This is a genomic window from Herpetosiphonaceae bacterium (genome assembly GCA_036374795.1).
Lineage (GTDB): Bacteria > Chloroflexota > Chloroflexia > Chloroflexales > Kallotenuaceae > LB3-1.
Genome location: DASUTC010000200.1, coordinates 1 through 11,753, shown reverse-complemented (window position 1 = coordinate 11,753; position 11,753 = coordinate 1). Strand labels below are relative to the sequence as shown.

Here is an 11,753-nt window from a genome sequence, read left to right as displayed (position 1 = left end):
TGTCGGATTGATTCGGAGATGCTATGATGCTGCCACTTATGTGGCGCGTTTATCTACAGTAGATAGGCTGTGCAATTTGTTGGAACATGATGGACTAGACCGTCAGCTAACCCTGGCCTCGGCCTCGCCCCGACGCCGCGAGCTGCTGCGCTACCTGATCCCCCATTTCGCCGCAATCGCAACTCAGGGCGAGGAAGAAAGCCGCCCAGCGCCGCCGGAGCTGCAAGCGAAGCTGCCGCCCTTTCCACTTGCCATATCGCAACATCCCACCCTCCTTGCATGGCGTAAAGTAATGGCAGCGCTCGACGAAGGTGTGAGCGGAATCATCCTGGGCGCTGACACAATCGTTGTGATCGATCAGGACGTGCTCAACAAGCCGCGCGATCCTGCCGAGGCCCGCACTATGCTGCGCCGTCTGGCCGGACGCACCCACCGGGTCTATACCGGCGTTGTGGCCTGTGGCGGCGACGGGCACGATGCAGATTCCCTCCAGTTTGCGCTCGATGCCGCCGATGTGCGGATGGCACCGCTGACCGATGCGGAGATTGCCGACTACGTAGCCACCGGCGAGCCGCTGGATAAGGCTGGCGCGTACGGAATTCAAGGACTGGGCGGGCGGCTGGTCCAGCACGTCCAGGGATCGTATACGTGTGTCGTCGGGTTGCCGCTCGTCACAACTCACCGAGTGTTAACTGCGACAGGATTGATTGGTCTGGCCGATCCCGTCGCCGCGTTTGAGCGCTGGCTAGCCGACCAAGGGAGGACAACTCCAGCATGTACCGCACTATAAACCTCCTCATCGTGGACGATCATCCGCTCTTCCGCCAGGGCGTGCGCTATAGCCTGCAAGAAGAGCATGATATTAAAGTCGTCGGCGATGCGGCATCGGCGGAGGAGGCGCTCCAGTTCATCAGCGTGACGCCGCCCGACGTGATGATCGTCGATCTGAATCTGCCGGGCATGGACGGCCTTGAGCTGACCCGCCAGATCCATCGGACCTATCCAAGCCTGGGCGTGATCATGCTCTCGATGCACGAGAGCGATGAGCAGGCGTTCAACGCGCTGCGCGCCGGAGCGGCGGCCTACTACTCCAAAGAGATCAGCTCGGTCCAGCTCGCGCAGATCATCCGGCGCGTCGCTCGCGGCGAGTACGTGATCAATGAGGTCATGTTCGACGAGCCGAAGGTGGCGCAGCGCATCCTGTCGCAGTTCCGCGACATCAACCGGGGTGTGACGACCGAGGCCGATGTCGATTTTTCGCTCTTCTCGCCGCTCAGCGACCGCGAGATCGAGGTGCTGGAAAAGATTGCGGCGGGCAGCTCCAACAAGGAGATCGCCGACAACCTCGGCATCAGCACGCAGACGGTGAAGAACCATATCTCGTCGATCTTGCGCAAGCTGTCGCTGAACGATCGGACGCAGGCGGTGATCTACGCGCTGCGCCGGGGCTGGATCGACACGCCGCTGGATGCGGTCGCGAACACGCCGTTTCGGGTGCCGACTCTGGAGGAAGAGCACGAGTGACCAGCGATGCTGTCGGCGCTTCACAGCATGGCAGCCTGCATTCCCGACGCGCCAGGATTATTCTGAATCCACGCGCTGGAAACGCCGAGGACATCGGCGGCGTGCAGGCTGCTATGCACGCCTGGCAGGCGCTTGGCTGGCAGGTGGAGCTTCTGCCGACCGCCTATGCCGGACACGCGATCAAGCTGGCGCGAGAGGCCGCCGAGCAGCATTACGACATCGTCGCGGCGGCGGGCGGCGACGGCACCGTTAACGAGGTAGTGAATGGCATCGCGCATACTCGCAGCGCGCTGGCGGTGCTGCCGGTCGGCACCGGCAATGTGTGGGTGCGCGAGCTGAAGCTGCCGCTCCGACCGCTCGACGCCGCCACGAGCCTGGCGGCGGGCCATGTGGTCAACATCGACCTGGGCATGGCCGGGGAGCGCTATTTTCTGCTGATGGCCGGCGTCGGCTTCGACGCCGCCGTCACCCGCGCGGTCCACCCCGAAGCAAAGCGCAAGCTTGGGCTGCTGGCCTATATCGTCCAGGCGTTGCTGGCCGCGCGCGAAGTCCACGGCACGCGCGCCCGCATCAGCATCGACGGACGGCTGATCAAAGGCCGTGTGCTGATGGTAGTGATCGGCAACAGCAGGCTGTACGGCGGCTTTTTGCAGATCACCCACCACGCGAATCTGACCGATGGCCTGCTCGACATCGCGGTGATCAAAGGCCAGGACGTTCGATCAGCGCCCCTGCATATCCTCAGCATCCTCTTACGGCGGTATAATCTCAATCCAGACATGGATTATTATCGGGCGCGCGAAGTGCAGATCAGCAGCGCCACGCCGCTTGAGGTGCATGTGGATGGCGATCCGATCGGCGTCACGCCGATGACCTTTCGCGTTGCGCGCGGCGCGCTGCGGACGCTGATACCGCCCTGGGCCTCCGGCGAGACGCTCGGCGAGATGCCTGGCCTGCGCGTGCCGATGATGGATCGCATCCGACGTATTTTAATCGACAAATCACAGCATCGCCCATGAAACGTATCGTAGGACGGCTGATCGGGCTGCTGCTGATCGGGCCGCTGATCGCGGCCTGCTCGCTCGGCTCAGAGCCAGCGGAGAGCAGCCAGCCCCAATCCAGGCCCACCGCCCGACCGGTCGCTATGCAAGCCGACGCGAGCATCGACGGTCGTTTGCTGTTCGTGCAAGACGGCAATCTGTATCTGCACCAGGGCCAGACCACGCGGCAGATGACCAGAGACGGCACCACCCGTGATCCCGCATGGTCGCCCGATGGCCGCCGCATTGCCTACGTCCGCCGCGATGAAAGCTTCTCCGATATTTATCTGCTGGATGTGAGCGGCGGCCTGCCGACGCAGATCACGTTCAATCGCGGACAGTCGCAGCCCTGGACTCAGGAGTTTATGCATGAGGTGGTGTGGGCTGCCGCGCCCACGTGGACGCCCGACGGCAAGCAGATCGTTTTTTTGTCGCAGGTCGCGCCGCCCACCGTCTCGCCGCCGGCTGAGTATCCGCTCTCGATCTACCAGTACCCGATCAGCCTGATCGGCACGCGCCAGCCCACCAACGACGATCTCTTGCTCCGCGCGGACGAGTCCGATTTTCAGCGATCCACCTGGGCATCCGACGAGTCGGCACTGGCGTATACGCGCGTGCCGCGCGGAGCGGAGCCCAAGCAGATCATGCTCTACGATCCCAATACCGGCGAGTCCTCGGCCTACCCCGGCATTCCCGACAACGCCTACGATCCGGCATGGTCGCCCGATGCGCGCTGGCTGGCGTTTGCCGCGATCGTCGACGGAAAAACCGACATCTGGGCGATTCCGCATCTGTCGCTTGGCGGCTCCGCCGTACGCCTGACCGCTGCGGGCAGCGCGCGCGCGCCTGCCTGGTCGCCGGATGGCAAGCAGCTTGCCTATGTGCAGCTTGGCGATGAAGGCGCGGATGTGTATGTGCTGACGCTGAAGGACGCTAGCGGCACGCTTAGCCCCGGCGAGTCCAGGGCGCTGACACATAACGGCCAGATCGACGCCAACTCAGGCTTGTCCTGGGGCAAATGAGGCGCATGACGTTTGACCCTGCGCGGAGCTCGCCGGGGCAGGCGGCCAGAATCATGGGATAGGCGGATACCAGATGCCGTACAAGATTGAACATATTGAAACAGAAACCTGGCATCGAATCATGCAAGACCTCAAGCACTTGGGATTTAAAGAAATGTATCGCTACGATGGAATGGACGCAGGCATCGATTACAACCGGTACGACTTAATGAATCAAGCTGATAACGAACTGGTCATCTTTGAGTGGGACAATTGGATGGAAGGTGAGATTAAAGCTACGCCATCTCGGCTGGAATCGCTCCGCGAGACATATCAGCTTTCCAAAGTTCTGGAAACTGAAACGTAGCTCTCCTTTGCGCGACCAAAGCGTTGCAACAGAGTCCGATCGCGGCGATTCAATCATCATATCTCGTGAGCGTCGACTCAACGACATCGTTAAGCAGCGAATGGATCAAGCCATGAATCAACGATCCCATCACCTTACCCATGTCCTGCTGCGCGTCGCCGCCGATCTCGGTCACGGCGGGCCTGTTTCCGAATACAAGGTTGATTCCGATCAAGAGGGTTACACCGTGACGCTATGGATTTCCCGGCCTTTCCCAGGTCCGGGTACAATTCCTCTACCGCCGCAACCTCCATCTCGATTAGCGCGTCTGCTCCCCGCCTTCGGACAAACTCGCCCCAAGCCGTCGCATATGACCGAGGTTCTCGTGAAGGACCAGCAGCAGGTGGAAGCATTTCTCAGAAAACTTGCCACGGAGTTCAACGTCTATGAGCTCGCTGATCTAAAGTCTCCGTATCCGTTCTTACATCCGACGTTCTACTCTTTCAGCTTCCGAGATTCTGCGGGCAAGAGCCATAGCTTTGAATATCAAATAGAATGCTCTCATCATCTGGATGAGCGATACAAAGGGCTGATTCAGGAGTTCGACAGCTTTTTCGAGAGCCGAAGAGTGTTCCAAGCATTTTTTGAGAGCCAGCGGTCAACGACATGACGATCGAGGAAACGGAGCACGCAGCAGATGGGAATTCCGCTTGATATCTTCAGCCTGTATCGGTTGCAGCGCGAGGACGCGTATTGTCAGCATTATCTCCTGCTGAGGGTCGAGCAGCCGGAGTTTAATAATGCTGATGAGAGCGATTACGCTCGTGCCGTTGATGTCGCGGATCAAAAAAAGAGCAGCTTGATTGAAGCCTATGTAACAGAGATGCTGGCTGATGCATGCGCTGGACGGCATAAGGTCAATCTTGTAGGGGAGCTGCAAGCGTCGCCAGTCGGAGATGCGTTGTTCGAGGAGCGCGGGGGATTCTCCGTTGATCTATGGATTGCGGAAACACGATTTGGGCATCCGTGGGTGGTGCTGGGAACGGCAGAGAACGAAGCAGCGTTTTGGCGCGAGGTAGAGCAGGATGAAGATCTTTCGCGGCTAGGTGCGATCAAGCCAGCGGCGAAGCAGCGAGCGTACTTCCTGACGGAGAAAGATCATGCAACGCGCACGGGCAGGTAGCACGCGAACGCCGTGCCGCACAGCGCCATGCAGCGGATCGGGCACCTGAGAGGAGGCGATAGCCCGCAACGTCGCTTCGGGATATACGTATCTGTGTGCAGGCTTTACCTGACCACATGAGAGGTACTCCATGCTATCCGCCAGATCCTCGCTCGCCGGATTCCTCATCGGCATCGTCTGTATCGGGATCGCGATCACTGCCGTGCTGACGCTTAGCTCCACCGTGACGCTCACCTGTGGCCGCGCGCTCCAGAACAGCCAGTGCGAGCTTAAATCGACGGGGCCGCTGAATAACTATGCCCGGCAGTTTCGGCTCGCCGACCTGACCGGCGCGACGGTCGAGAAAGAGGCGCAGCTACTACCCTCGCGGCGAAGCAGAACATCCCGGTATCGTATCGTCCTGCAAACCAGGAGCGGCCCGATGCCCCTCACCAGCGGCTACTCCTCACGATACGACCAGAAGCGCCGCACAGCAGAAGAGATCACCGCATTTGTTAAGAATCGATCTGCGGCAGTGCTGAAGATCAAGCAGAGCGACGGCTGGCTGGGCTATATCGTCGGCCTTGGCTTTGGCACACTGGGGCTGATGCTCATGTCGCGCAAGACGCGCGGCCTGTTTGGCTTTGGAGGCTGACGACGCGCTGGCCTGCTCCTGGTTCTCGCTCCCGCGCCTTACTCGATCGGCTGGCGGAGCACCGTGTGCAGCTTCTCCGGCGCGGATCGACGGGGATCGCCCAGGTAGATCTCGTGATGCTTGCCTCGTCGGCGGTAGCCGCGCTGTTCGATGAACTCGTGCAGCCGCGCCACCGTCGGGCCTTCCGCGCTGTACGGGCCGATATGCATGATCTGCGCGGCGCGTCCCTCGTGATATGGCTCGAAGCGTACGCCGTGCAGCGCGGGCAGCGCCTTTTTCCGCTCGACTTCGCGCAGCACCACGGCGACCAGCTCAGCGGTCACATACTCCGGCTGCATAATCATCATCGTCCACTGCCACGCATCCTTATGCTCGACGCTGAAGGTTGCCATATCGTCAACCCACCAGAGGCCCTCCAGGGGCATCACGCCGTAATCGACGCCGCTGGCGCTCTGCCTGACTTTGAACTTGAGCGCGTAGGACAGCGCATAGAGCGCCTCGACGGCATCGGCGTACTGCTGCGATGTATTCGGGTTGCCCTCACCGTCGATCATCAGGAAGTTCATCGTCGGCACATCCACCAGCGATACGTCACTGGCGGAAGGATTGTAGAGCGATCTCAGCTCCTTCTTGAGGTCGATTTTTGCCATCGCAGCGACTCCAAGATTCGAGATCAGGGTTCAACGTTTCGGGATCTCGGTTCGTGTTCCTTCGTTTTGTTCTTGGTTCTCCGGTTGTGTTTTGCGCTTTGTTCTTGCCCGTGCCTGGTTCTTTGCGCTCCACCTCGCTCAATCCCGGCTGCGGTGATCAAGCTTGTAGCGTAGAATCCGCTTCCATCCCGCCGCCAGCTCCGGCGTTTCCAGCAGCCGCTCCGCAAATGCGACATCCAACGCGTGATGCGCGCAGACGTTGATTCTGTTCTGCGTCAGATCGGGGAGTGGCCGCGCCTCAAGCCGCAACTGATCGCCCGGCTGCACCACGCCCGGCTGGAGCACGCGCAGGTAGAAGCCCGTGCGCAGCGTCTCACGTGTCTGTTTGAGAAAGTCGGGCAGCTTGAGCTTGCGCTCCTGCTTCCAGCACGGCACGCGCGGCCCGCTGATCTGCACCTGAGCGGTTCCCACGCTGTAGATGTCGCCGATACAGCTTGTGTTCTCGTCGATCCCGACCAGCGTCCAGTTTTCGCCGACGCTGCCGGGGCCGAGCATCGATTGCGGATCGGTGAGGTTGTAGGCGGCATTCCAGTGATCGTAGTGCGCCAGCAGATGGCAGCAGACCGCCTGGTCGGGCGTGCCGTGCCTTTCGGTATCGGTGACATGATCGCCCAGCAGGCCGCGCGTCGTCAGCTCAATCGCTCCAGTGACAGGCGTGCGAAAGATCGACGACTCCCAGATGCCCTGCTCGTCGGTGATCGTCTGCGGCTGGCCGATCAAGATGGAGTGGATCGTAATCACAGGTTTTTCCCTTCGCTACGTTCGCGCGATGGTAGCACGGCGCTCGCGCGGACGCAATGGACGAAGGGCCGAGAGTACGCAGCGGCGAGCGGTTGTGTGACATTCCCGCTGCGCCGTCCAGACATCGCTGGCACCGCCAGCCTGGAGCTATGCCTGCTCCTGCGGCTGGTCGGCTGCGGGTGTCGTCGGCACGTTATCGACAAAGTCGACCCAGCCGCGCCACCCGCCATAAGCCAGCGCCTCCCGATTGTTGTCCGTAATAACGAAGACTTTTTGATGATCTCCCACGCGCATAACGAGCGTCGTCTGGTCCTTGCCGTCATCGACCACCTTGGTGATACAGGCGCGATCTGGGTAGCAGCCGTGGATGAGAAAGGCGGCGAAGCAATCCTGGCAAAAGGAGCCACCTGTGTTTCGATATTCATTCGAGCACAGGCCAGGTGTCATGTCGATACGCATGATCCACCTCCCATTTCCGATAGCCCGACGCTGGTGCCTCGCGTACACCAGCTTGTACTCCCAACTATAGGGCGGCGGGCATGGGGCACGGTAAAGAGAAGCTCACCTCGCGGAATACTATCTTCACCGAAAAGCCGGGCGGAGGCTAGCTGCGCATCACGATGCGCGTGGCGCTTCCTGCTCCAGCGCCAGGCGAAACTCGCGAAAGACTCGCGCCAGATCCGCCGGCGCATAATGCGCGTTAAGGCCGCTTGGATTGGGTAATATCCAGAGGAGCGCGGGGCCGAGCGGCGCTGGCTGCCGACCCATCACTGCCTGCGGTCGGGCAAAAGCCATGCGATAGGCGCTGATGCCCAGCACCGCTACCGCCTGTGGGCGGTACTGCTGAATCTTCGCCAGGAGCCGCTGGCCGCCCTCGGCTAGCTCCGCGCCGCTCAGCTCGGCTGCGGCAGCCGTCGCGCGCTCGACGAGGTTGGTGATGCCGTAGCCGCACGCAAGCAGCAGACGTTCCTCAGCGGGATCGAGGCGGCGGTCGGTAAAGCCCGCCGCGTGCAGCGTCGGCCAGAAGCGATTACCGGGCCGCGCAAAATGATGGCCGGTCCAGCCCGAATACAGCCCCGGATTGATGCCGCAGAAGAGCACCCGCAGATCCGGCGCGATCACATCGGGAACGGTTGTACCTGCGGCTGCCGCCAGATCGTCTTTTGTGGGCCTGCTTGGTCGTGTCATAGCGCCCCTCTGCGATCAGCCGCGCGTGTTCTCCGACAGACTGGGATGATCCTGGGCAAAGCCTGGCTCGTCGTAGCTCCAGCTCTGAGGCTCCGTCGCGCGCCCCCGATCCGTCTCATCCGGCGCTTCGGGATGGCCGGAGCGGAACGATCGGATCAGCAGCCAGCCGAGCACGACGACCGCTACACAGGCGACGCTGATCCAGCTCAGGTCGCCCAGCAGCGCGTTCATCGCCTCCACGCGGTCGTTGAAGACGCGCCCGATGAGCACATAGCCGATAACCCAGATGATCTCGCCCGCGACATCGCAGCAGAAAAACCATCCCAGAGGATACCGCGCGATCCCACTGGTATAGTTTAGCGGCGGTCCCAGCGGCGTGAACAGCCATCGGCTGAAGAAGATCGCCAGCCCACCCCAGCGCTGCGTGGCGCGATTGGCGGCCTCCAGCCGCGAGGGGCCGCCGAGCCAGCGGTTGATGCGCAGCTCGATGCGCGCTCCGCCCCACCGCCCGATCCCGTAGCCGAGATGATCGCCGATCACGGCGGCGGCCAGGCCGAAGCCGACGACCCACCAGAGATCAAGATCGCCCTGCTCCACGAACGCGCCCGCCGCGATCAGCAGCAGCGTTGCCGGAAGCGGCACGCCGCTGGACGCGAACACGATCACGCCGAAGAGCACAGGCAGACCATATTGCACCAGCGCCGCCAGAATTTGATCGCTCAAACTCATGGCGTCCTCCGATTATCGGCTGATGGCGACGGATCCGGCGGGCTAGGTGGCGGCGGCACTCCGGGCGCGTCCGGGCCGCGCGGAGGCCGCGACGCGCGGAACTGCGCGATCGCCTGGATCACGTCGGCCTTAACATCCGCGAATGCACGGCCTTGACCAGCGGCGACCTGCCCCAGCGGGCGACGCTCCTTGGCTCCCGGCGGCAGACCAAGCGCTTCGGCAAGCAGAGGCGGCGGCACTTGATACGAGCGAGCGACGTACGGGATCGTCATCCAGGGCTGGATCGGCTCGTCAGTGCGCTGCCGCAGGTGACGGGCGTGCTCAAAGGCACGCACCGAAAACATCACCAGCACCGACAGCGCGACCGCCAGCGCCGCCGATAGCAGAAGAATCCGTCGTCTGATCCGCTTCCGTCTCATAGCGTATCCAAAGTTCCAGCTTTCACGTTCCAGGTTTCACGTTCAGGCCCTCACCCCGCTGCGCGCAGCACCCCTATGTTACTGCGGCTCGGCCAGCGCGTCCTGGCGCGCCTCGGCCAGCGGGTAGCGCAGCGAGTACAAAAAGCCGATCAGCACGTTCTCGATATTGAGCAGCAGCAGCAGCGTCGAGAGCGAGAGCGCGCGAATGGTCGCCTGCTGCGGCTCGATGTTGAGCACCGCACTCAGCACCAGCACCATCGTCAGATCGCGCGTGCCGACACCGCCGGGAGAGGCCGCGCCGACGATCGAGAGGATCGCGACCAGCGCGATAAACGGCCCGATCGGAAACGGCGTGTCGAGGGCCAGAAAGAGGATGTAGATGCGAATGTAGGTCCAGGCCAGGCCCGTCAGCGATACCAGCGTGATGATCGCGATCTGGCGCGACGTGAGATGCAGCCGCTCCAGCCCGCCGCCGCCCATGCGGTCGCGCAACAGCCGGGGCATGAAGCGCGGCAGCGCCTCTTGCAGCACGAAGACCCGCAGGCGGCGATTACCGGCGAAGATCAGCCCGACGACCACCGCCGCGAGCAGCCCGGCCACCACGAGCACGTTGATCGCCTTGCCTCCGGGCAGAATATCCCAGAAGAAATACAGGCCGGTCGCCGCCAGCAGCGCCGAGATGCCGACATCGAAGAGCCGATCGACGACGACGCTCGCCAGACCGGTGCTGAGCGGATAGCCGCGCTTGCGCAGATACCAGGCTTTCACGGCATCGCCCGCCTGGCCCGGTGTCACGACGCCCAGGAAGATCCCGATGCAGTAGAGCGCGGTCGCCTCGCGCAGCGGCAGGATGATCTGCCAGGCGCGCAGGATCAGCTGCCAGCGGATGGCTTTGAGCACCAGGAACGGCACCACCAGCACCACCGAGAGCAGAAACAGCCAGGGATCGGTCGCCAGCAGCGTGCGCCACACCTCGCGCAGGTTGACCGTCAGCAAAAAGTAGAGCAGCAGCGCAGGGCCGAGCAATCGCAGCCCAAGGCGCAGCAGTGGACGTAGCCTGCTCATCGCTCGCGCCGTCCGATCAGGCCCAGCGCGACGATCTGCTCGGCCAGCAGGCCAAACATAAACACCACGATCGCGCCGGTAAAGAGCGTCTGGGTCGCGCCCGGAATATGCAGCCAGCGCCCGCTCGCGACGACGCTCGCCAGGTAGGCCAGCGCGCTCAGGACGAACATGATCAGGCTGACCGGAAAGAAGACGCGCAGCGGGCTGAAGAGCATTACGATCCGCAGAATGATCGTCAGGAACTTGAAGCCGTTGCGCACGAGCTTCTGGCCGCTCTGGCCGCCCGTGCGTCTGAGCGCGTCGATCGGCACGAACTTGATCGAGTAGCCGGCCTTGGCAAAGCAGAGCAGGCTGGTCGTCGGCCACGAGTAGCGATTGGGCAGCAGGTGAACGAACTCGCGGATCACCTCAGTGCGCATCGCCCGAAAGCCCGACGTGAGATCGGCGAACTCCATCCCGGCCACATACGACGCGAAGCGCGCCAGCAGCCAGTTGCCCAGGCCGCGCGCGCGCGAGGCGTGCGACTGTGCCGAGCGCACGCTGACGGCCATATCGTAGCGATCCATGTACTTGAGCAGCCGCGCAATATCGTCGGGATTATGCTGGCCGTCGGCGTCGATGATCAGCAGCACGTCGGTGCGGGTATGGCGGATCGCGGTTTTGATCGATGCGCCGTTGCCTTTGTTGTAGGGATGGCGCACGACGCGCGCGCCTGCCGCTTCGGCGACCACCGCCGTATCATCGCGCGATGCGTCGTCGATTACCAGCACCTCGGCCTCAGGCACCTCCGCCCGGACCGCCGCGATCACCTGGGCGATACCATGCGCCTCGTTGAAGGCGGGCATCGCGATCGTCACACTAAACGGCCAGCGCTGGGGCGGCGCAGCGACGGTCGGCGTATTCAAAACATCCTGCATAGTATCTAACCCGTGACAACTCCGCGCAAACAGGCGGCGGCATGAGCATACCAGACCAGCCGACGACTGACAAGTTAAGGCTCCACAGCGTCCTGCTCGCGCCGATCTACGGTTGCAGGGTATTAGCAGCACGCTGCCGAAGCCATACAGTGCGCTCTCCGAGGTATACAGCTCGGAGAACGTATCCGTTTGTGCTCGCTCTCCCCCGCTAGCTGCCTCGACCGAGCCTCGTAGATCATCTGTTTTTATGCCAGCT

16 protein-coding genes are annotated in these 11,753 nt (G+C 62.4%); 8 read left to right on the top strand and 8 right to left on the bottom strand.

Annotated features, from left to right (window positions below):
- Window positions 1-76: 76 nt before the first annotated feature.
- From VFZ66_15000 to VFZ66_14965, 8 genes are all read left to right on the top strand, one after another.
- Complete coding sequence (locus VFZ66_15000; GenBank protein ID HEX6290494.1) at window positions 77-790, top strand: Maf family protein; 714 nt, start codon at window positions 77-79, stop codon at window positions 788-790.
- On the top strand, window positions 775-1,524 hold the full coding sequence (locus tag VFZ66_14995; protein ID HEX6290493.1) for a response regulator transcription factor: 750 nt from the start codon (window positions 775-777) through the stop codon (window positions 1,522-1,524). Before VFZ66_15000 ends, VFZ66_14995 begins: the two co-directional genes overlap by 16 nt.
- Complete coding sequence (locus tag VFZ66_14990) at window positions 1,521-2,543, top strand: diacylglycerol kinase family protein (GenBank protein ID HEX6290492.1); 1,023 nt, start codon at window positions 1,521-1,523, stop codon at window positions 2,541-2,543. Before VFZ66_14995 ends, VFZ66_14990 begins: the two co-directional genes overlap by 4 nt.
- Window positions 2,540-3,586, top strand: coding sequence for a DPP IV N-terminal domain-containing protein (locus VFZ66_14985; GenBank protein ID HEX6290491.1), 1,047 nt, complete (start codon window positions 2,540-2,542; stop codon window positions 3,584-3,586). The genes VFZ66_14990 and VFZ66_14985 overlap by 4 nt, the downstream gene beginning before the upstream one ends.
- Before the next feature lie 73 nt (window positions 3,587-3,659).
- The gene (locus VFZ66_14980) at window positions 3,660-3,932 is read left to right on the top strand and encodes a hypothetical protein (GenBank protein ID HEX6290490.1); all 273 of its coding nucleotides are present in this window, start codon (window positions 3,660-3,662) and stop codon (window positions 3,930-3,932) included.
- A 112-nt stretch (window positions 3,933-4,044) separates the two neighbouring features.
- Entirely contained in the window at window positions 4,045-4,581 is a 537-nt protein-coding gene (locus tag VFZ66_14975) for a hypothetical protein (GenBank protein ID HEX6290489.1), read from the top strand.
- A gap of 27 nt (window positions 4,582-4,608) precedes the next feature.
- The gene (locus VFZ66_14970) at window positions 4,609-5,094 is read left to right on the top strand and encodes a hypothetical protein (GenBank protein ID HEX6290488.1); all 486 of its coding nucleotides are present in this window, start codon (window positions 4,609-4,611) and stop codon (window positions 5,092-5,094) included.
- 130 nt (window positions 5,095-5,224) lie between these two features.
- Window positions 5,225-5,728 (top strand): hypothetical protein, encoded by a 504-nt coding sequence (locus tag VFZ66_14965; GenBank protein ID HEX6290487.1) that lies wholly within the window; start codon window positions 5,225-5,227, stop codon window positions 5,726-5,728.
- Between the two features lie 38 nt (window positions 5,729-5,766).
- Here VFZ66_14965 and VFZ66_14960 read toward each other — a convergent pair whose 3' ends face one another.
- From VFZ66_14960 to VFZ66_14925, 8 genes are all read right to left on the bottom strand, one after another.
- Entirely contained in the window at window positions 5,767-6,378 is a 612-nt protein-coding gene (locus VFZ66_14960; GenBank protein ID HEX6290486.1) for a GyrI-like domain-containing protein, read from the bottom strand.
- A gap of 138 nt (window positions 6,379-6,516) precedes the next feature.
- On the bottom strand, window positions 6,517-7,179 hold the full coding sequence (locus VFZ66_14955; protein HEX6290485.1) for an MOSC domain-containing protein: 663 nt from the start codon (window positions 7,177-7,179) through the stop codon (window positions 6,517-6,519).
- A gap of 147 nt (window positions 7,180-7,326) precedes the next feature.
- Complete coding sequence (locus VFZ66_14950; GenBank protein ID HEX6290484.1) at window positions 7,327-7,638, bottom strand: hypothetical protein; 312 nt, start codon at window positions 7,636-7,638, stop codon at window positions 7,327-7,329.
- 156 nt (window positions 7,639-7,794) lie between these two features.
- Window positions 7,795-8,367, bottom strand: a complete 573-nt coding sequence (gene mug, locus VFZ66_14945) for a G/U mismatch-specific DNA glycosylase (GenBank protein ID HEX6290483.1) — start codon at window positions 8,365-8,367, stop codon at window positions 7,795-7,797.
- Window positions 8,368-8,382: 15 nt separating this feature from the next.
- A complete protein-coding gene (locus VFZ66_14940; protein ID HEX6290482.1) occupies window positions 8,383-9,096 on the bottom strand; it encodes a DedA family protein in 714 nt (237 codons plus the stop codon).
- Window positions 9,093-9,515, bottom strand: a complete 423-nt coding sequence (locus VFZ66_14935; protein ID HEX6290481.1) for a hypothetical protein — start codon at window positions 9,513-9,515, stop codon at window positions 9,093-9,095. The genes VFZ66_14940 and VFZ66_14935 overlap by 4 nt, the downstream gene beginning before the upstream one ends.
- Before the next feature lie 78 nt (window positions 9,516-9,593).
- Window positions 9,594-10,580: a lysylphosphatidylglycerol synthase transmembrane domain-containing protein gene (locus VFZ66_14930; GenBank protein ID HEX6290480.1), complete on the bottom strand. Its 987-nt coding sequence runs from the start codon at window positions 10,578-10,580 to the stop codon at window positions 9,594-9,596.
- Complete coding sequence (locus VFZ66_14925) at window positions 10,577-11,497, bottom strand: glycosyltransferase family 2 protein (protein HEX6290479.1); 921 nt, start codon at window positions 11,495-11,497, stop codon at window positions 10,577-10,579. The genes VFZ66_14930 and VFZ66_14925 overlap by 4 nt, the downstream gene beginning before the upstream one ends.
- Window positions 11,498-11,753: the final 256 nt, after the last annotated feature.